The sequence below is a fragment of the Mycobacterium colombiense genome, from assembly GCF_001953985.1.
GTDB lineage: Bacteria > Actinomycetota > Actinomycetes > Mycobacteriales > Mycobacteriaceae > Mycobacterium > Mycobacterium colombiense_B.
In genome coordinates this window covers 60,829-80,920 of sequence record NZ_MBEI01000078.1, presented here as the reverse complement: position 1 = coordinate 80,920, position 20,092 = coordinate 60,829, and the positions used below count along the sequence as shown (strand labels likewise).

Annotated in this window: 20 protein-coding genes and 1 pseudogene; 9 read left to right on the top strand and 12 right to left on the bottom strand. The window is 67.6% G+C overall.

The genetic code is table 11. From position 1 onward, the window contains the following. Positions 1-66 precede the first annotated feature (66 nt). From A5732_RS23835 to A5732_RS23800, 8 genes and pseudogenes are all read right to left on the bottom strand, one after another. On the bottom strand, positions 67-1,203 hold the full coding sequence (locus tag A5732_RS23835) for an acyltransferase family protein (RefSeq protein ID WP_076103498.1): 1,137 nt from the start codon (positions 1,201-1,203) through the stop codon (positions 67-69). Between the two features lie 88 nt (positions 1,204-1,291). Beyond that, entirely contained in the window at positions 1,292-2,485 is a 1,194-nt protein-coding gene (locus A5732_RS23830; RefSeq protein WP_076052028.1) for an acyltransferase family protein, read from the bottom strand. A 330-nt stretch (positions 2,486-2,815) separates the two neighbouring features. After that, positions 2,816-3,421 carry a dTDP-4-dehydrorhamnose 3,5-epimerase gene (gene rfbC / locus A5732_RS23825; RefSeq protein ID WP_064950313.1) on the bottom strand — a complete coding sequence of 202 codons (606 nt, stop codon included), beginning with the start codon at positions 3,419-3,421 and terminating at the stop codon, positions 2,816-2,818. A gap of 1 nt (position 3,422) precedes the next feature. Continuing rightward, positions 3,423-4,418 (bottom strand): dTDP-glucose 4,6-dehydratase, encoded by a 996-nt coding sequence (rfbB, locus tag A5732_RS23820; protein WP_076103466.1) that lies wholly within the window; start codon positions 4,416-4,418, stop codon positions 3,423-3,425. Between the two features lie 26 nt (positions 4,419-4,444). Next, positions 4,445-5,311: pseudogene (locus tag A5732_RS23815) on the bottom strand (LLM class F420-dependent oxidoreductase). A gap of 20 nt (positions 5,312-5,331) precedes the next feature. Then, on the bottom strand, positions 5,332-6,180 hold the full coding sequence (locus A5732_RS23810; protein WP_076103465.1) for an LLM class F420-dependent oxidoreductase: 849 nt from the start codon (positions 6,178-6,180) through the stop codon (positions 5,332-5,334). Between the two features lie 28 nt (positions 6,181-6,208). Beyond that, a complete protein-coding gene (locus tag A5732_RS23805; protein WP_076103464.1) occupies positions 6,209-7,750 on the bottom strand; it encodes an ATP-binding protein in 1,542 nt (513 codons plus the stop codon). Beyond that, positions 7,747-9,411, bottom strand: a complete 1,665-nt coding sequence (locus A5732_RS23800) for an FAD-dependent oxidoreductase (RefSeq protein ID WP_076103463.1) — start codon at positions 9,409-9,411, stop codon at positions 7,747-7,749. Before A5732_RS23800 ends, A5732_RS23805 begins: the two co-directional genes overlap by 4 nt. 251 nt (positions 9,412-9,662) lie before the next feature. On the opposite strand from A5732_RS23800, the gene infA reads away from it, so the two are divergent. From infA to truA, 8 genes are all read left to right on the top strand, one after another. Then, positions 9,663-9,884: a translation initiation factor IF-1 gene (gene infA, locus A5732_RS23795; RefSeq protein WP_003418601.1), complete on the top strand. Its 222-nt coding sequence runs from the start codon at positions 9,663-9,665 to the stop codon at positions 9,882-9,884. Between the two features lie 53 nt (positions 9,885-9,937). Continuing rightward, positions 9,938-10,051, top strand: a complete 114-nt coding sequence (gene rpmJ, locus A5732_RS23790; RefSeq protein WP_003879483.1) for a 50S ribosomal protein L36 — start codon at positions 9,938-9,940, stop codon at positions 10,049-10,051. Positions 10,052-10,219: 168 nt separating this feature from the next. After that, complete coding sequence (gene rpsM / locus A5732_RS23785; protein WP_007773477.1) at positions 10,220-10,594, top strand: 30S ribosomal protein S13; 375 nt, start codon at positions 10,220-10,222, stop codon at positions 10,592-10,594. A gap of 6 nt (positions 10,595-10,600) precedes the next feature. Further along, positions 10,601-11,017 (top strand): 30S ribosomal protein S11, encoded by a 417-nt coding sequence (gene rpsK, locus A5732_RS23780; protein WP_008260256.1) that lies wholly within the window; start codon positions 10,601-10,603, stop codon positions 11,015-11,017. Positions 11,018-11,032: 15 nt separating this feature from the next. Further along, positions 11,033-11,638 (top strand): 30S ribosomal protein S4, encoded by a 606-nt coding sequence (gene rpsD, locus A5732_RS23775; RefSeq protein ID WP_008260255.1) that lies wholly within the window; start codon positions 11,033-11,035, stop codon positions 11,636-11,638. A 75-nt stretch (positions 11,639-11,713) separates the two neighbouring features. After that, positions 11,714-12,757 carry a DNA-directed RNA polymerase subunit alpha gene (locus A5732_RS23770; protein ID WP_064883660.1) on the top strand — a complete coding sequence of 348 codons (1,044 nt, stop codon included), beginning with the start codon at positions 11,714-11,716 and terminating at the stop codon, positions 12,755-12,757. 60 nt (positions 12,758-12,817) lie between these two features. Next, positions 12,818-13,450, top strand: a complete 633-nt coding sequence (rplQ, locus tag A5732_RS23765) for a 50S ribosomal protein L17 (protein ID WP_076103462.1) — start codon at positions 12,818-12,820, stop codon at positions 13,448-13,450. Then, a complete protein-coding gene (gene truA / locus A5732_RS23760) occupies positions 13,404-14,288 on the top strand; it encodes a tRNA pseudouridine(38-40) synthase TruA (protein ID WP_076052088.1) in 885 nt (294 codons plus the stop codon). Before rplQ ends, truA begins: the two co-directional genes overlap by 47 nt. Here truA and A5732_RS23755 read toward each other — a convergent pair. Beyond that, positions 14,285-14,920, bottom strand: coding sequence for a cutinase family protein (locus A5732_RS23755; protein ID WP_065075396.1), 636 nt, complete (start codon positions 14,918-14,920; stop codon positions 14,285-14,287). The two genes, truA and A5732_RS23755, sit on opposite strands and share 4 nt — an antisense overlap. A gap of 42 nt (positions 14,921-14,962) precedes the next feature. Then, complete coding sequence (locus A5732_RS23750; RefSeq protein WP_436971838.1) at positions 14,963-15,898, bottom strand: cutinase family protein; 936 nt, start codon at positions 15,896-15,898, stop codon at positions 14,963-14,965. Positions 15,899-16,019: 121 nt separating this feature from the next. On the opposite strand from A5732_RS23750, the gene eccB reads away from it, so the two are divergent. Next, positions 16,020-17,366 carry a type VII secretion protein EccB gene (gene eccB, locus A5732_RS23745; RefSeq protein ID WP_076103460.1) on the top strand — a complete coding sequence of 449 codons (1,347 nt, stop codon included), beginning with the start codon at positions 16,020-16,022 and terminating at the stop codon, positions 17,364-17,366. Here eccB and mycP read toward each other — a convergent pair. Both mycP and eccD read right to left on the bottom strand, forming a co-directional pair. After that, positions 17,331-18,644: a type VII secretion-associated serine protease mycosin gene (gene mycP / locus A5732_RS23740; protein ID WP_076103459.1), complete on the bottom strand. Its 1,314-nt coding sequence runs from the start codon at positions 18,642-18,644 to the stop codon at positions 17,331-17,333. The genes eccB and mycP overlap by 36 nt on opposite strands. Beyond that, positions 18,641-20,047, bottom strand: a complete 1,407-nt coding sequence (eccD, locus tag A5732_RS23735) for a type VII secretion integral membrane protein EccD (protein ID WP_076103497.1) — start codon at positions 20,045-20,047, stop codon at positions 18,641-18,643. Before eccD ends, mycP begins: the two co-directional genes overlap by 4 nt. Positions 20,048-20,092: the final 45 nt, after the last annotated feature.

Genomic DNA, 20,092 nt, shown 5'->3' with positions numbered 1-20,092 from the left:
CATCACGGGCTGCTCGATCAGGTGCCAGCTCAACGCGGCCACCGGAAGCGTGGCTACCGTCGCAAGCTAGGCGGCGCCCGGGGCCTCGGGAGCCGGCTGGTCAGTCCGGGCGTCAGCGGCGCTGACAGGCCCGGGCTCGTCGGAGCTGGACGCGACGGGAGCCGACCACTTGATCCGAAGCCGGCGCTTGAGGGACATCGAGGGTTTCTCGATGAGGAACCAGCTCACCGCGGCAAGCGGCAGGGTGGTCGCCACTGAGATGAGGAAGAACAGCACCGGGTGCAGGCGCGTCGCGAGCCCACTGACGGCGAGCAATTGCTGGGCCGGGAATGCGTAGATGTAGACGCCGTAGGACAGATCGGTGCGCAGCCTCAACCGTTCGCTCTTGAGCAGGGAGCCCGACACGACCACGGCGTAGGCCAGCGGAAGCGCACCGACCACGCGGTAATCGGGCAGCACCCCGGCGGCCGCCACGATGACGATGCAGACGGCGACGAGCGACCATCGGGCGGGGATGACGTCGCGCCACTGGTACATGATGGCTCCGGCCGCGAACATGATGGCCGAGCGCACGGCAAGCTGCGGAATGGTCCATACCCCGGGGAATGTCAGGGGCGGCACGACCAACGCCGCCAGTGTCGCCACTATCAGAACCGCGGGGGATATCCAGCGGCGGTTGGCCAGTCCCGCCACGCCGATAGCGGCAACGAAGAGGTAGCACAGCAGTTCCCAGATCAGCGACCACATCGAACCGTTCCAGGCGGGTCCACCCGGCACGCCGTGCAGCGTTCCGTCGATAGTGGGCTGCAGATAAGCGATCGCACTATTTTTCACGACGTACACGAGCGGGGCGGTGGACGCGAGCAGCTTGGTGGCCGAACCGCCTTGGATCAACATGCTGAGCGGGGCGAAGACGAACGCGGTCACGAGCAGGCAGATGTAGAAGCCGGGCAGGATGCGCAGCGCGCGGGCGGTGAGATAGTCGCGCAGTCGTGGGTCGGTGAGCCAGCTCCGGGTGATGAGGAAGCCCGAGATCGCGAAGAATCCGTCGACACCCACCGAGAAGAACAGCTGCAGGGTCGCCTTCGGAGGCATGTGGCCGGTGATGGGCCACGAGTGGAAGAGCATCACCTCGGCCGCGAGCGCCAACCGAAGTGCGTTGAGCGCGTTTCTTCGCGGATCGAATACCTGCCCTAGCTTCATCCAGCCTCCGCCCACTGCACACCACTCGTCATCGGCGCCATCGTACGGGCCGAAAGTCGACGGGCGCTGACGCGGGCGGTGGCCGTGATCAGGTCGCCGCCCTGCGATCCTTTGCCGGTAGCGCCGCGTCTTGAGCCTTCACATCGCCGCGATCATGGCTAAGCGGCACCGTGAACTCCGGCGGCATCGCCATGGCCGCTTGCTCGCGGGAGTCGACCGATCTCCGTTTCACTCGTGCCTTGAGCGACCTCGCCGGCTTTTCGACCAGGAACCAACTCGCCGCGGCCAGCGGCAGCGTCGCCAGCGCCACGGACAGGCAGAACACGATCGGATTCATGCTGAGCAGCCCGAGCACCGCCAGCAGTTGCTGGGTCGGATACGCGTAGATGTACATGCCGTAGGACAGGTCGGTGCGCAACCTCAATCGCTTGTTGTGCAACAGCGACCCGGAGACGATGACGGCGTAGGCCAGCGGCACGGCGGCGACCACCCGGTAGTCCGGCAGCTGGCCGGCCACCAGCACGATGACCACGCTCACCGCGACCAGCGACCAGCGGGCGGGAATCACGTCGCGCCACTGATACAGCAGGGCTCCGGCGGCGAACATGATCGCGGCCCGGCATGCCAGGAAGACGATGACGATGCCCACGTTGCCGGTGGGCTTGTTGAACACCTCGGGGAAGGTGACGGGGGGCATCATGGATGCCCCGATGGCGGCCACCACCAATATCACCGGGGAGACCCACCTGCGGTTGGCCAGGCCGGCCACGCCGATGACGGCGACGACCAGATAGCACATCACTTCCCAGAACAGCGACCACAGCGAAGCGTTCCAGATGCCGGCATTGGGGATGTCGAACGGAGTGCCGCCCACGTCGGGCTTGAGCCATAGGACCGCGATGTTTTTCAGGACGTACTCGAACGGCGCGAACGAGAACAGCAGCTTGGTCGGCGACCCGCCCTGGAGCGCCACACTGAGCGGGGCGAACACGAAGGCCGTCACGATCATGCAGACGTAGAAGCCGGGCAGGATGCGCAGGGCCCGGGCGGCGAGGTAGGCGCGCAGCTTCGGGTTGCTCAGCCAGCTCGCGGTGATGAGGAACCCCGAGATCGCGAAGAACCCGTCCACCCCGACGGAGAGGAGAAGCTGCAGGACGGCCCGCAGCGAGGGCAGATGGCCGTGAACCGGGTAGGTGTGCCAGAAGATGACTTCCGCCGCGAGCGCTAACCGCCATGCGTTCAGTGCGTTTCTTCGCGGATCGAAAACCTGCCCTAGCTTCATCGGCGTCCCCCGCCACCCGCATCGGGCATCATCGGCATCATCATCGGCGCAATCTTAGCGCCCTCGAAGGGAGAAAAGGGCCCGTTCACGTTATCCGACGGATCAGGTGACCGCAAACGCAGCGCTGATTTAGGTATGCCTAACGAGGTGGTGAGGCGGCCGGCGCGTTTTTGCACGCGGTGAGTCCAACGTTGTTGCGGGATAAAGCACATCGCGGCGGTGAGTCGACGCGTGCGCTGGGCAATCGGTGTGTGCCGCGGGCCCGGGTACCGGCCGTCCAGCCGATTGCGATGGCTAAGAGTGTGTCTGGCTACGCCCGATATTGCGACGTCAGTCGCGCATACCGTCGATGAATGCCGTTGTCTCGTCCCAGGTGGGCAGCAGTCCGGAGGCGCGCACTTCCTCGAGGCTGGGCGCCGCCGCGTCGCGGTCGGACAGGTTGGGCGGCGCGCCGTCCACCAGCGGCCAGTCGATGCCCAGCGCCGGATCTGTTGCGCAGATCGTGTGTTCGCGCTGCGGGTTGTATTCCGCCGAGCACAGATACATCACCGTCGAATTGTCTTGCAGCGCCAGGAAGCCATGCCCCAGGCCTTCGGACAGGTAGATCGTCCGGTGATCGGTGTCGTCGAGCAGAACCGAATCCCATTGCCCGAACGTCGGCGAACCCACCCGAATGTCGACGACGACGTCGAACACCGAACCGCGAACGCAGGTCACGTACTTGGCCTGGCTCGGTGGCACCTGGGCGAAATGCAGTCCGCGCAGCACGCCGGCCGATGACACCGAGCAATTGGCCTGCCGGACGTCCAGGCGATGACCGGCGAAGGAGCGAAACCCCTTGTCGGTGAGCCATTCGAAAAAATGGCCGCGCGAATCGCCGTGCACGGTAGGGGTGATCTCCCAGGCGCCGGGAACTTTCAGCTCGCGAACTTCCACGCTACTGCCCACGTTCTTCGTAGCGGGCTTCCGAGGCGTCTTTCAACGGACGCCACCACGATTCGTTTGCGCGATACCAGTCAATGGTGGCACGCAGCCCCTCCTCGAAGTCGGTATGCTTTGGCGCCCAACATAATTCGTCATACAGCGTCGACGGGTCGATGGCGTAACGCAAATCATGGCCGACGCGGTCGGTGACGTGGTCGAAATCGTCGGGCTCGCGGCCCATCATCTGCAGCAGCGTGCGCAGCACGGTCAGGTTGTCGCGCTCGCCCTCGGAGCTGATCAGGTAGGTGCGCCCGATCTCGCCCTTGTCCAGGATGCGCCGCACCGCGCTGTTGTGGTCGTCGACGTGAATCCAGTCGCGGACGTTGGCGCCGGCGCCGTACAGCTTGGGCCGCCGGCCGGTGAGCACATTGGTGATCTGGCGCGGGATGAACTTCTCGACGTGCTGATACGGCCCGTAATTGTTGGAACAGTTCGAGATCGTCGCGCGCACCCCATACGAGCGCACCCAGGCCCGCACCAACATGTCGGCGGCGGCTTTGGTCGCCGAATACGGACTGGACGGGTTATAGGGCGTCGCCTCGGTGAACCGCTGCGGGTCGTCGAGCTCCAGGTCGCCGTAGACCTCGTCGGTCGAGATGTGGTGCAGCCGCACGCCGTAACGTCGCACCGCCTCGAGGATGGTGAAGGTGCCGACGACGTTGGTGTGCAGGAACGGCTCGGGGCTGTCCAGTGCGTTGTCGACGTGGCTCTCCGCCGCGAAATGCACCACCGCGTCGGATTCGGCGACCAGCCGCGACACCAGTTCGGCGTCGGTGATGTCACCGACGACCAGCTCTATCGAGTCCTCGAGGTCGGCCAGTGACTCGCGCCGACCCGCATAGGTCAGGGCGTCGAGCACCGTCACGGAATCCTCGGGGTGTTCGCGGACCGTGCTGTGCACAAAGTTGGCGCCGATGAATCCAGCGCCGCCGGTGACCAGTAACCGCATGCCCAAACCCTAACGGAGCCGATCGTTCAGTTTGCGCGAGTTAGCCCCAGAGGTCCGGCCAATTCACTTAGCGCAGGTAGCAGCGTTTCTTCGTCGTGGCCGCCCAGCACCTGGATCGCCACGTGATCGGCTCCGGCCTCCAGATGTTCATTCAACCGACGCGCGATGTCCTCCGGGGTGCCGTAGGCGACCACCGCGTCGATCAGCTTGTCGCTGCCGGGCTTGTGCACGTCGGCTTCGGTGAACCCCAGCCGCAGCTAGTTGTTCACGTAGTTGCTCAGGCCCAGGTAGAACTCGACGGTCTGGCGCCCGATCGCGCGGGCCTCCTCCGCGTCGGTGGTGAGCACCACCTTGTGCTCGGGCGCCAAATACACTGCGCCGCCGAGCAAATCGCGCGCCTTGGCGGTGTGTTCCGGCGTGGTCAGATACGGGTGCGCACCGGCGCTGCGCCGCGCGGCGAGGCCCAGCACCCGCGGCCCGAGCGCCGCGACCACCCGCCGGCTGGTCGGCACCAGGGCCGCGTCGAGTTCGTCGAGATAGGAGTCCAGGGTGTCGTAGGGCTTCACGTATTCTTGCGTGTGCTCCGGGTGACCCACCCCGACACCCAGCAAAAACCTTCCCGGATGGCCTGATTCGATCCGGTGGAAGGACTCGGCGACTTCCGGTGCGGGCGCCGTCCAGATGTTGACGATCCCGGTGGCCAGCTGCAGCGACGCCGTCCCCGCCAGGGCCGGGTCGGCCCAGGACAGATCGGCGTCCGGTGATCCACCGATCCAGGCCGCGCCGTAGCCCAGCGATTCGATGCCCGAGGCCACCTCGGGGGAGATCGATCGGGTGGCTAACCAGACGCCGAACCGGCTCAGGTCGGGCTTGAGTGAAACTCCCTCGGTCATCTGGCTCCCCCTACGACATGTCAGGACTGCTTCAACCCCAGTGGCCCCGCCAGTTCGGCCAGCGCCGAGACCAGGTTTTCATCCTTCGTCAGGACCTGCACGGGAACGTGATCGGCGCCGGCGTCGAGGTGTTCTTTGAGGCGCGCCGCGATCTGGTCCACGGTGCCATACGCCACCACCGCGTCCACCAGGCGGTCGCTGCCCGGCCGGGTGACCTCGTCCTCGGTGAAACCCAGCCGCTTCCAGTTGTTTCGGTAGTTGGCGAGGTTGAAATAGACGTCGAGCGCCTTGCGCCCGACGGCCCGGGCCTTCTCGGCGTCGGTGGTCAGGATCGCCTTGTGCTCGGGTGCCAGGAACGCCGACGGCCCGATGAGTTCGCGGGCCTTCGCGGTGTGTTCCGGGGTGGTCAGGTAGGGGTGCGCCCCGGCCGAGCGTTCCGCGGACAGCTTGAGCACGCGCGGGCCCAGCGCAGCCACCACCCGGCGGTTGGCGGGTACGCCGTAGTCGTCGAGCTGCTTGAGGTAGTCGACCAGGGCGTCGTAGGGCTTGCGGTATTCGGTGTGCGCCTCGGGATGGCCGACGCCGATGCCCAGCAGGAACCGGCCCGGGTAGGCCTTGTCGATGCGGTGGAAGGATTCGGCCACCGGCTCGGCGGCCGCGGTCCAGATGTTGACGATGCCGGTGCCCACCTGCAGCGTCGTCGTCGCCTCCAGGAGGGGCTCGACCCAGGCCAGCTCGGCGGGCGGTGAACCGCCGACCCATACGGCGCCGTAGCCCAGCGCTTCGATGTCCCTGGCCTGTTCGGGTGTGACGCCGCGTCCGAACGATCCGAACCGGCCGAGATTGGGTTTGCTCGCTGCATCGGTCATGGTGTTCCCAACCTGTGCCCGGTGGAAGCTATTCCGCGTCGGCTACTTCCTCATCGGCATCGTCGAGAACGGCACCGGCGACGCCGGCGGCGGGCGGCTCCAGCGGCAGCAGCACGATGAACCGGGTGTCCCCGGGCCTCGATTCCACCCGCAGGTCACCGCGGTGCTTCTTCACCACGATGTTGAACGCCAGGTCCAGGCCCAGCCCGGTGCCCTCACCGAAGGGCTTGGTGGTGAAGAACGGCTCGAAGATGTGCTCGCGCACGTCCTCGGGTATCCCCGGCCCGGTGTCGCAGATTTCGATGCGGGCCAGGTTCTCGCCTTCCCGGCAGGTGCGGATGGTCAGCGTGCCACCGGTGTCGCGCATCGCGGCGAGCGCGTTGTCGATGATGTTGGTCCACACCTGGTTGAGATCGCCTGGATAGCACGGGATTTCGGGCAACGTTTGGTCGAACTCCTTGACCACCGTGACGGCGGGGTGCGGGCCGGCGTCCCTGCCCGCGTCCTTGGTCAATCGATCGGCGAACATCACCAGCGTGCTGCGCAGCAGATCGTGCACGTTCGTCACCTGGAACGGGGCCCGATCCAGCTGCGAATACTGCTTGGCATCGGCGACCAGCGCCGAAATCCGTTTGCTCGCTTCGAGAATCTGGTTCATCAGCAGCTCGCTCTCGATGGTGTAGTTGATCCATCGGATCGCCTGCTCCAGCGATGTCGACGCGAGCTCGTCGCTGACCGCGGAAATCCGCTCCAGCCAATCGGTATCGATGCCGCCCTCGACGAACGTCGGCGCGATGTCCCACCCGCCGTCGATGCCGTGGTCTTCCAGCCAGTCGCCGACGGCGTCCTCGCGGTCGGAGGTCTCCAGCGCGCTCAAATGCTGCGAGGCCGACTTGGCGACCTGTTCGGCGACCCGCTCCTGCAGCTGCACCAACGCGCTCAACGCCTCGGGGGTGATGGTGCCGTCGGCGAGCATCGCCAGCTTGTGGCGCATGTTGGCCACGCGTTCGCGCAGATCCGCCGCGGACCGCGAGATCGCCGCGGCGGGATTGTTCAGCTGGTGCGTCAGCCCGGCCGAGAGCCGGCCCAGCGCAAGCAGCTTCTCCCGGTTGTCGATGATCCGACGGGTGCGGTCGGTGCCAACGGCGATGCCGTCGAGCAGGTGCACCGCCATGGGGAACTGGTCCCTCATGAACTGCGCGAACACCGGCGCGTCCATCACGAAGAAGCGAGACGGCTTCGTCACGTGCACCGAGGCGTCGTAGCTCTTCTGCTTGCCGCCGGTGAACGCCCGCCAGGCCCCGCAGTACACGCCGCGCTGCGAGGTGCGGTTGGTCTCGATGTCCTGGCCGCCGGAGAGCTTGGTCATGGTCAGCTCGCCGTCGATCAGGACGTAGAAGCAGGTCGCCGGTTCGCCCTCGACGCAGATCGGACCCGGTTCGTAGTGCTGGATGTGCCCGTTGCTGCACAGCACCGCGAGCTGCTCGTCGGAGAGCGCCTCGAACAGGAACAGGCTGCGCAGCTCATCGGGCTCGCAGGGCATCTTGGCGGCCACTGATTCGGCGCTCATGCTTCGGCCAGGTATCGGTGCACCAGCATGACCGCCATCGAACCCTCACCGACCGCGGCGGCGACCCGTTTGGCCGACGCCGAGCGGACGTCGCCGGTGGCGAACACTCCCGGCACGCTGGTCTCGAGGTGATGCGGCGGGCGGTCCAGCGTCCAACCGCACACGTTGCGCAGGTCCGGGCCGGTCAGGATGAAGCCATGGTCGTCGCGGGCCAGCACCCCGTCCAGCCAGTCGGTGCGCGGGGCGGCGCCGATGAAGATGAACATCCGCCCGCAGGTGACGTCCTCGGTTTCGCCGGTGCGGTTGTTGACCAGCCTCAGCTGTTCGAGATGGCCGTCGCCGGTGGCGCGCTGCACCTCGGTGCAGGTCAGCACGTTGATCTTGGGGTTCGCCTCGATCTGCTGGATGAGGTAGTAGGACATCGACGCCTCCAGTGACGGGGCGCGCACCACGATGTTGACCGACTTGGCCGTCCGCGACAGGTACATGGCGGCCTGGCCGGCCGAGTTGGCCCCGCCGATCACGTAGACCTCTTCGTCTTCGCAGTCCGGGGCGACCGAGATGGCCGCGCCGTAGTAGACGCCGCAGCCGGTCAGCTCGGTGCAACCCTCGGCCTGCAGCTGTCGGTAGGAGACCCCGGTGGCCAGGATGACGGCGTGCGCGTCGATTGAGCCGCCGTCGGCGAACCGCACGGTGCGCTTGGATCCGTTCACCTCGAGGGCGGTGGCCTTGCGGGCGGTGATCAGCTCGGCGCCGAACTTCTCCGCCTGCCGGCGGGCGCGGTCGGCCAGCTGCCCGCCCGAGACGCCGTCGGGAAAGCCCAGGTAGTTCTCGATCCGCGAGCTCTGCCCGGCCTGGCCGCCGGTGGCGGTGTGCTCGATGAGCACCGTGCGCAGCCCCTCGGAGGCGCCGTATACCGCCGCAGCCAGACCGGCGGGGCCGCCGCCGACCACGATCAGGTCGTAGAACTCCTGCGACGGCGTGGTGGTCAGGCCCAGGGTCTCGGCCAGCTGGGCGTCGGTGGGCTCGACCAGGGTGTCGCCGCGCTGGGTGACCACCACCGGCAGCCGCCTGCCGTCCTCGCCGGCCGCGGTGAGCAGCCGCTCGCCGGCGGGCTCGTCGGCCATGAACCAGGTGTAGTAGAGGCCGTTGCGGGCCAGGAAGTCGCGGACCTGCCAGGACCGCGCCGACCAGCGGTGCCCGATCACCTTGGTGTGCGGGATGGGGTGCTCGGGTGCGGCACGCCAGGCATCCAGCAGCCCGTCGATGACGGGGTAGAACTTCTCCTCCGGGGGATCCCACGGCTTGAGCAGGTAGTGGTCCAGGTCGACGACGTTGATCGCGTCGATGGCGGCGTGGGTGTCGGCGTAGGCGGTCAACAGCACGCGGCGGGCCGCCGGATACAGGTCCATCGCCTGTTCGAGGAACTCGATGCCGCTCATCTGCGGCATCCGGTAGTCGGCGATCAGCAGCGCGACGGTCTCGCCGCGCAGCTTGAGCTCCTTGAGCGTGCCGAGGGCGTCGGGCCCGGACTCCGCGCGCACGATCCGGTGCTCCTCGCCGTAGTGGCGGCGCAGGCACCGGGCGACCGCCCGCGACACCGAGGGATCGTCGTCGACGGTCAACATGACGGGCTTGCGCGGGCTTGAGGGGTTGGTCATCGGCGTTAAGTATGCGCTCGTCAGCGGCCGTGTGGGAGGTCGAGCAAGCGGGCCGCGTTCCGCCGACAGCGATTTTGGTGGAGGGCGATAACCAGGTATCGTGGAACAACGGTGCGGCATCCGCGCCGACTTTTTGTGTGCCAAGTCCCTAGGAATTTCCTGTCACCGGCTCACGTTCCAAGTCGGTGTTATGTCGCGTCGGCTAGGCGCAGACGAGAACGAAACTATACGACGAGGACTTTTAACTAGTTATGGCCAAGAAGGACGGCGCCATCGAGGTGGAAGGCCGGGTGGTCGAGCCCTTGCCCAATGCGATGTTCCGCATTGAGCTGGAGAACGGTCACAAGGTGCTTGCCCACATCAGCGGCAAGATGCGGCAGCACTACATCCGCATCTTGCCCGAGGACCGGGTGGTGGTGGAGTTGTCTCCCTACGACCTGTCCCGCGGCCGCATCGTGTACCGGTACAAGTAAAGCGCCTGATCTCCAACAACCTACGAACGAATACAGAACAGGATCGAACAGCCGTGAAGGTGAACCCGAGCGTCAAGCCAATCTGTGACAAGTGCAGGGTGATCCGTCGGCATGGGCGGGTCATGGTGATCTGCTCCGATCCGCGCCACAAGCAGCGCCAGGGCTAATCAGGCCCAGCCCCGACACAACTGAATGCAGACCTCCCAGCACCACTGAGCGGCTCGCATCTTTAGAGATGGGCCAGCTCATCCACGCCCGGACGGAGGCCGGGCCCCGATCAGTCGGGAACGGGCTGGGATCAGACCTCCGCCTAGAAAAAAGAGGAAACGCCACCTATGGCTCGATTAGTAGGCGTCGATCTTCCGCGTGACAAGCGGATGGAGATCGCGCTGACCTACATCTTCGGCGTCGGCCGCACCCGGTCGAACGAGATCCTGGCAGCTACCGGCATCGATCGGAACCTGCGCACCCGGGACCTGACCGATGACCAGCTGACCCACTTGCGTGACTACATCGAAGCGAACCTGAAGGTGGAGGGTGACCTGCGCCGCGAGGTTCAGGCCGACATCCGGCGCAAGATCGAGATCGGCTGCTACCAGGGCCTGCGGCACCGCCGCGGCCTGCCGGTGCGCGGCCAGCGGACCAAGACCAACGCGCGCACCCGCAAGGGCCCCAAGCGCACCATCGCCGGCAAGAAGAAGGCCAGGTAATCACCCATGCCACCAGCCAAGAAGGCAGCCTCTGCTCCCAAGAAGGGGCAGAAGACCCGTCGCCGGGAAAAGAAGAACGTCCCGCACGGTGCCGCCCACATCAAGAGCACGTTCAACAACACGATCGTGACCATCACCGACCCGCAGGGCAATGTCATCGCCTGGGCGTCGTCGGGTCACGTCGGGTTCAAGGGCTCGCGGAAGTCGACGCCGTTCGCCGCGCAGCTGGCCGCCGAGAACGCGGCCCGCAAGGCGCAGGAGCACGGCGTGAAGAAGGTTGACGTGTTCGTGAAGGGCCCGGGCTCGGGCCGGGAGACGGCGATCCGGTCGCTGCAGGCCGCCGGTCTGGAGGTCGGCGCGATCTCCGACGTCACCCCCCAGCCGCACAACGGCGTTCGCCCCCCGAAGCGACGCAGGGTCTAGGAGGAAAAGAACCCAATGGCTCGTTACACCGGACCCGTTACCCGCAAGTCGCGCCGGCTGCGCACCGACCTCGTCGGCGGCGACCAAGCGTTCGAGAAGCGCCCCTACCCGCCCGGCCAGCACGGCCGCGCGCGGATCAAGGAGAGCGAATACCTGCTGCAGCTGCAGGAGAAGCAGAAGGCCCGCTTCACCTACGGCGTGATGGAAAAGCAGTTCCGTCGCTACTACGAAGAGGCCGTGCGCCAGCCCGGTAAGACGGGTGAAGAGCTGCTGCGCATCCTGGAAAGCCGGCTGGACAACGTCGTGTACCGCGCCGGCCTGGCCCGTACCCGCCGGATGGCGCGTCAGCTGGTCAGCCACGGACACTTCAGCGTCAACGGCGTGCACGTCAACGTGCCCAGCTACCGGGTGTCGCAGTACGACATCATCGACGTGCGGGACGGCTCGCTGAACACCGTGCCGTTCCAGATCGCGCGGGAGACGGCGGGCGACCGCCCGATCCCGAGCTGGCTGCAGGTGGTGGGGGAGCGTCAGCGCATCCTCGTGCACCAGCTGCCCGAGCGGGCGCAGATCGACGTGCCGCTCACCGAGCAGCTCATCGTCGAGTTCTACTCGAAGTAAAGACCCCTGCGCGCAACCTGGCGCAGGTCTTGACGGCATCAAATAGCGGGTGCCGAGAAGGAGAAGAAGAACACCATGCTGATCTCTCAGCGACCCACATTGTCGGAGGAAGTCCTTACCGACAGCCGCTCCCAGTTCGTCATCGAACCGCTGGAGCCGGGATTCGGTTACACCCTGGGCAATTCGTTGCGCCGGACGCTGCTGTCCTCGATTCCGGGTGCGGCCGTCACCAGCATCCGCATCGACGGCGTGCTGCACGAGTTCACCACCGTGCCGGGTGTCAAGGAAGACGTCACCGCGATCATCTTGAACCTCAAGAGCCTGGTGGTGTCCTCCGAGGAGGACGAGCCGGTCACCATGTACCTGCGCAAGCAGGGCCCGGGTGAGGTCACCGCGGGGGACATCGTGCCGCCCGCCGGTGTCACCGTGCACAACCCCGACCTGCACATCGCGACGCTGAACGACAAGGGCAAGCTCGAGGTCGAGCTGGTCGTCGAGCGCGGCCGTGGCTACGTGCCGGCCGTGCAGAACCGCGCTTCGGGTGCCGAAATCGGCCGTATCCCAGTCGATTCCATCTACTCGCCGGTGCTCAAGGTCACCTACAAGGTGGACGCCACCCGTGTCGAGCAGCGCACCGACTTCGACAAGCTGATCCTGGACGTCGAGACCAAGAGCTCGATCAACCCCCGCGACGCGCTGGCGTCGGCGGGTAAGACCCTGGTCGAATTGTTCGGTCTGGCACGCGAACTCAACGTCGAGGCCGAGGGCATCGAGATCGGGCCGTCGCCGGCCGAGGCCGACCACATCGCGTCGTTCGCGCTGCCGATCGACGACCTGGATCTGACGGTGCGGTCCTACAACTGCCTCAAGCGCGAGGGCGTGCACACCGTCGGCGAGCTGGTCAGCCGCACCGAGTCCGACCTGCTCGACATCCGCAACTTCGGTCAGAAGTCCATCGACGAGGTGAAGGTCAAGCTGCACCAGCTGGGCCTGTCGCTCAAGGACAGCCCGCCGAGCTTCGACCCCTCGCAGGTCGCGGGCTACGACGTCGCCACCGGCACCTGGTCCAACGAGGCGTCCTACGACGACCAGGACTACGCGGAAACCGAACAGCTGTAAAAGAATTCCGTCCCGGCCCTACCTGATACGGGGGCCGGCCCCAAATAGGAGATAGTCGCAATGCCCAAGCCCACCAAGGGACCTCGCCTCGGCGGGTCGTCTTCGCACCAGAAGGCGCTTCTCGCCAACCTGGCCACCTCCCTGTTCGAGCACGGCCGGATCAAGACAACCGAGCCCAAGGCGCGGGCGCTGCGGCCCTACGCGGAGAAGCTGATCACCCACGCGAAAAAGGGTGCGCTGCACAACCGTCGAGAGGTGCTGAAGAAGATCCGCGACAAGGACGTGGTGCACGCCCTGTTCGCGGAGATCGGCCCGTTCTACGCCGACCGCAACGGCGGCTACACCCGCATCATCAAGGTCGAGCCGCGCAAGGGCGACAACGCGCCCATGGTCGTGATCGAGCTGGTGCGGGAGAAGACGGTCACCTCCGAAGCGGATCGGGCTCGTCGGGTGAAGGCTTCCAAGAAGGCTGACGCCCCTGTCGCGGCAGCGGCGGCACCTCAGGCGGCAGTCGAGCCTGAGGAAGCCGTCGGCCCGACGGCCGAGGAGGCCACCGCCGAGGGTGAGGAGACCACGACCGAGGCCGAGCCGACCAAGGCGCAGGCCGAAGCCGAGGACAAGGCCGACAAGGCCGTGGCCGCCCGGGCTGAGGCCGAAGCCGCCGAGGCAAACGACGAGGCTGACGAGAGTTAGCGAGGACGTCCGTCTGCGGCTTGATATCGCCTACGACGGAACAGGTTTCGCGGGCTGGGCCGCTCAGGCCGGCCAGCGGACCGTGGCAGGAATTCTCGACGAGGCGCTGACGACGGTCTTTCGCACGCCGGTGCGGCTGCGCGCGGCGGGCCGCACCGACGCCGGAGTCCACGCCACCGGGCAGGTGGCACACGTCGACGTGCCGCTGGAGGCGCTGCCGAACGCCTACCCGCGTGCGCCGCATGTCGGTGAACCCGAGTTTCTGCCGCTGCTGCGCCGGCTGGGCCGGTTTTTGCCCACCGATGTCCGGGTCGTCGACATCAGCCGCGCCCCTGCGGGTTTCGACGCCCGCTTCTCGGCGTTGCGGCGTCACTATCTGTACCGGATCTCGACGGCGCCGTGGGGCGTGCAGCCGCTGCAGGCCCGCTACGTCACCGCCTGGCCGCGTCCGCTGGACGTCGAGGCGATGGCCGCCGCGTCGCGAGACCTGCTGGGATTGCACGACTTTGCCGCGTTCTGCCGTCACCGCGAGAACGCGACCACCATTCGCGACCTGCAGCGGCTGGAGTGGACCCGCGACGGCGACCTGATCACCGCGCAGGTCAGCGCGGACGCGTTCTGCTGGTCGATGGTGCGCTCGCTGGTCGGCGCGCTGCTGGCGGTCGGCGAACACCGCCGCCCCGTCTCGTATTGCCGCGAATTGCTCAGCGCCACAGAGCGTTCCAGTGACTTCGCCGCCGCGCCGGCCCACGGGTTATCGCTGATCGGTGTCGACTACCCGCCCGACGACCAGCTGGCCGCACGCAACCTGATCACCCGGGATATCCGCTCGCGCTAGACCCTGGCCGCCACGAAATTCGCTGCCTTGTTGGTCAATCCGGGGACGTAGCTCAGGTGCGAGCTCCACTGCATGCCGCTCGAGCAGATCGGGTCACCCGGGTTGCACAGGTCGATGGTCTTGCCCTCGAAATTCGGGGACAGTGCGCTCATCAGTTGACCCGCCCGGCCGGACGGGTTGCCGAACAGGGCGACGGCGGCGACGTGATCGGCGGCCGCGGGTGGCAACGGCTGGCGGTAGCCGAGGCCGGACACCGGTGCGGCGGTGACGATGTCGACGACGGCGGCGCCCTGCGAGTATCCGCCCAGCACCAGTTTGGTGTTGGGGCAGTTGGCGGCCATCTGCTGGATGTGGGTGCTGGCGTCGTTGGCGCCGTTGGTGGCAGCCAGGAAGTCCTTGCTGGCGGGGTAGTTCACCGCGTATGCGCCAACGCTTTTGCGGGTCTGCTCGCGCAACGAGCTGACGAACGCACCGCCCACCTTGCCGACACCGGGTGGCTCGTCGGTGCCCCGGGCGAAGACCACTTCAACGCCGGGGCACGACGCCGACGCATGCGGAACCAATTGGGGGGCAACCAATAACGCGCCCGTTGCGCCAATTCCGATGCCCAGCCCTAACGGGATAAGCCTCACACAGAGATGTTAAGGGGGCGTTGGTAACCCGACGGTAACGATTTAGACGAGAGGTGCTTGCGGTGAGCCGGTAGTCGGGGTCGGCAGCGACGGCGCGGGCGCCGGAGCGGTGCCGGTGCCGCCGTGGATCGAGGGGCCCGACCCGGGCGGGTTCTGCCCGTAGACCGGCGACTGCTGGCCGTAGCCCGGTGACTGCGGGCCGTAACCCGGCGACTGCGGGCCGTAGCCGGGGCCCAGCGGCGGACCGAACGCGGGTGACTGCTGGCCGACACCGGCGGCCGCCAGTTTTTGCGCGACGAACGCCGCGGCCTGGGTGGTGTAGACGGGAACGTAGCCCTCGGTGTGCCCGCTCCACTCGTTACCTGGGCCGGCGTGGCAGATCGGGTCGTTAGGGTTGCAATAGTCGACGGCCTTGGAACCCAGCAGCGCGCTCTGGCTGGGCAGGGTGCCGCCGGCGCGGTCGGCCACGTCGCCGAAGGTGGTGACGGCCACGATGTTGCTGGCGTATTGCGCGGGCAGCGCGCTGCCCCAGCTGATGCCGCCGATCGGGACGCCGGCCACGATGTCCATCACCGAGGCGCCCTGCGAGTAGCCGCCCAGCACGATCTTGGTGTTGGGGCACTTCTCCACGCTCTTCTTGACGCGGTCGATCGTGTCGTTGGCGCCGTCGCCCCCGTGCAGCTGCAGCTTGCTGGCGGCGTAGTTCACCCCGTAGGGCAGGATGTTCAGGCCGTTGGTCTGCTGGCGCAGCGAGTCCACGAGCGCGTCGCCGACCCGGCCCAGGCCGGGCGGTTCGTTGGTGCCGCGGGCGAAGATCACCTCGACGTCCGGGCAGTCATCGGCGGAGGCTTTGGGCGCTGCGGAGGGGGTGGCGAACAGGCCAGCAGCGATAACCAGGGCAGAAGCACCCAGACCAATCAAACGGCCTGCTGACCGCGCGGTGCCCGCCCGACGGGTACGTACACGGTGAGTTTGCACCGGGCAATTTTACCCAAATTGTTATCTGCCGAAACTCCCACGACCTGTGGATAACCGCTCTTGCGCCCCGAAATGGCGGCTTACCGTGGGCGTTGACGAATTCACGGGGTGGGGAGATTCAGTGCCGCGCCAGCCGGCCACCTGGCTGTCCCTCAGCGCGTATCGGTATTTGCTGCGGCGGACCGAACGTGCGCTTCTGGGCGAAGAAATCCGGGGATCCGGGCTGGCGCTCGGGTGCGTCGTCACGGCCATCGTCGTGGCGGGCTGCGCGGTTCTCGGATTGCTGCGACCGCATGTGCCGCTGGATCGTGCGCAGATCGTGGTGAGCCGGGAATCGGGTGCCCTCTTCGTTCGAGTGGGCGATGTCTGGCATCCGGTGCTCAACCTGGCCTCTGCCCGGCTCATTGCGGCGACGGCCGCCGACCCGCAGCCGGTCACCGAAGCCGACCTGGGCACCACCAAACGCGGGCCGCTGCTGGGCATTCCGGGCGCCCCGCAATTTCTCGGCAGGCCGCTGTCTCCGGGGGATATGAGTTGGTCGATATGCGCTAGCACCGGCGCTAGCATCACGACGGTCATCCTCGGCCGCCGCTCCGAGGCGCCGGCGGTGCACCGCCTCGCCGCCGGGCACGCGATCCTGGTGGCAACGGCTTCCCGTTCGCCGGCCTACCTGCTCTACGACGGCCACCGGGCGATCGTGGACCTCGACGATGCCGCCGTGGTCCGCGCGCTGCGCATCGAGGGCCGCACGCCGCTGCTCGTCTCGCAGGCATTGCTGAATGCCGTGCCGGAAGCGGCGCCGATCGCGCCGCCACGGATCCGCGGTCGGGGCGCCAGGACGCCGGGACTGCCCGGATTCGCCGTCGGCAGTGTGCTTCGCATCACACGGACCGACGGCGACGAGTACTACGCGGTCTTGGCCGCCGGGGTGCAGCGCATCGGTCAGGTGGCCGCCGACCTGCTGCGCCTCAGCAACCCGCAGGGAACGGCCAACCCCGTCACCGTCGCGGCCGATGCCATCCGGGCCGCTCCCGTCGTCGCCGAGCTGCCGGTTGCCCTCTTTCCCGACCGGGCGCCAGCGCTCTCCCAGTCCGCCGGCACGTTGTGCGCCGGCTGGGAGGAGGCGAAAACCGCCGTCGCGTTCCTGGACGTCGGGCTCCCCATCCCGTCCGGTCGGGCACCGGTGGCATTGGCGCAGGCCGACGGCGACGGTCCCGGGTTGGACGCCGTGTACGTGCCGCCCGGCGCAAGCGCGTACGTGCGGGCGGGCGACGAGGCCGGCACCCGCTACCTGATCGCCGACACCGGGGTCCGGTTCGCCATTCATGACGACGACGCCGCGCGCGATCTCGGCCTTGGCGATGCGGGCCTGGCACCGTGGCCGCTTCTCACGCTGTTGCCGGCCGGGCCGGAGTTGAGCCGGCAGAACGCCTCAATCGCCCGGGATGTGGTCGCGCGCTCGCCGTGAGCGACATCTTATTGCCGCGGTCGCCAGAGTGACGGTCAACGCGGCCAGGCACATAGCGGCACCCCGGAGCGCGGTGTCGCGGGCGCGCGAATCGCGCGGCGGGATCGGCGGCGACGTGGCGATCGGCACCGGTGCCGGTGGTGGGACGCGGTTGTCGGCGGCCGGACTTGTGCCGGTGCTGACCGCGGCGAGCGGGTCGATGGTGCCGTTGCCGACGAGGGGATCCCATCCGGCGGGTGGATGATGTGCCGTCGTCTCGATGCGCTGCATCACCTGTCGGGCGGTCAGGGCCGGGAAGCGGGCCCGGATCAGCGCGGCCAGTCCGCTGACCACCGGGGCGGCATAGCTTGTGCCGGATACCGGTTCCGTCGCGAGCGACGACACCGCCTCACCGGGCGCGGCGACATCCACCCAGGGGCCGGCAAGGGTGAATGGCGATGGCGCGCCATGGGCATTCACCGAGCCGACCGTCAGGACATAGTCGTCGTACCACGCGGGGCTGACGGCGACCGTGATGGTCTGCCACGTCGCGTCGGCCCGCTGCGGTGGGCACTGACCGGTGCCAGCGGTATTGCCGGCCGCGGCCACGATGACGGCATTTTTGACGTCGACGGCGTAGGCCAGCGCCGCACCCAGCGCGCGGTCGTCGAGCGCCGAAGCCACCGGGGCGCACGCAACCGACGAAATGTTGATCACCGAGGCTCCCAGATCGGCGGCCGTCCGAACGGCCTTCGCCAGCGTGTCGACGTCACCGACGCCGAGGCGGGACCGGTCGCCGGCAGGGGCGAACTTGGCGCTGGACTGACGAATGCTGATCAGCGTGGCCTCCGGCGCGACCCCGCTGAAACCGTCGGTCTTGGAATCGACTGTGGCCGCGATGATTCCGGCCACCAGCGTGCCGTGCGCGTCGCAATCCTGCGTCCCGTCACCGGTGGACACGTAGTCGCCGCCGGGCACCACATCGGGCAGCCGACGGTGTCGTGAGATCCCGGTGTCGACGACCGCGACCCGTTGTCCGGCGCCGCGGCTGAGTTGCCAGACCGCCGACAGGTCGCCCAGGCCCGTTCGCTGGTTGCGGCCCGGCCCCGCGTCGACCGTCATCGGCGTGCAGATCTCACGTTGCACGGTTGGCCACGGGGACGCCGGCAAGGCGGGTTGCGGCAACCACTTGTCGTCGACGTCCGGCGGCGAAAACGCCTGCGCCGTCGGCGCTCCGAACGCCGAAGTCAGCGTCAGCACCGACACCGCCAACACGCGGCCGGCGCGTGCGCTCATCATGCGAGGTTCAACCCCCGGACCGCACCATAGAGTCCACATATCCAGCAGGTCAACGGAACCATGGCGGCCAGCGCCAGCCACTCCAGCAGTCCCGCGCCCCGGCGCAGGACGGTCGAGGCGGGTCGCGCGGGGCCGATGAAGCCGAGGTACATCGCCACGGTGACCGCCAGTGTCGTCACCGCGGCGATCCAGGGTCCAGACACCGTTTCGCGCGAGGCGAAAACACCGAAGGTCGTTGCGGCGACCGCGATTCCGCCGACCGCGAGCACCAGCATTCTTCTGACGTCGGCGCACCGCGAACGCAGCAGCAGAAGCGCGCCGGCGAGCGTGCCGAACGCGGTGCACGACAGGCGCGGTGCGCCGGCAAGCACGGTGACGATCGCCCCCACCGTGGCCGACACCGACAATCCGGCGAGCAGACTGGTCAGCCACCGCTCGGCGCGGACCGCCTGGGAACGTGTGCCCGCGTCGCGCAGTTCGATCTCCGCCGCGTCCGACGTCTCCAGCCGGGGCGACAGTCCGCCCAGCGCGATCGATGCGCGGGCCGCCACGGGAAGCAGGCCAACGGATACCAGCGCGGCCGCCGAAGCGACGACGCGCAGCGGAGCGGCGGTGACCACACCGACCAGCCCCGCCAGAGCGATGACCACGGCGCAGCCCGCCACCGCGGTCAATGTGATCACACCGCAACCCGATACGCGCATTGCGACAACCGCGGCGACGCCGGCCACCGCTGCGGCGAGCAACACATTGGGGGCGCCCGGCGCGCCGGGCACCGCTACAAACCCCGCAACCGCCGCGAACGCCGTGGCGATCAGGCCCATAGCCAGGCCGGCGGTCGAATCTCGATAGCCGCGGTGCGCGATGGCCGCCAGCCCGAGGGCCAGGGCGCCCGCCGACACCAGCGCGGTGACATCTCGGTCAGCGTTACTGCCGAACGCGTTGCGCACGATCAGCAGTCCTCCGACGGCGGCGAACAGCATTGCCGCCGCCGCGCCGATGAGTCGGGCAGCGCCTGCACGTGAAGCGCCGCTGCCGGGCGTAGTCGCCGTGTGGAGGGTGGCCGACACGGCCTCCGCCACATCGAAGTAGCGTGGCGCGGGCAATGGGGCGCTGCGCCGGCTCAGCACCAGGATGGCGCCATCTCCGATATCCTGCTGCGCCAGCGTCATTGACGGATCCAGCCCGGATGCGCCGGGTGCCGATAGGCGGTAGCGCAAGGCCTCGTGGTCAGGGTGGTCAACCCCGAGGATGTCGACAACCGCCGGAATCAGCGCAGCGACAGGGATTCCCGCGGGCAGGGTGACGTCGACGGCCGCGGTGCCCCAATGCACTGTGACGCGCCGCAGCCCGGTATCGGATGCAGGCAACAGCGAACCCTTCGGTCGAATTACCAAGAAGATAGCCGGGTCTACGCAGCCCGGTATCCAATTGTGCACAGGTGACTT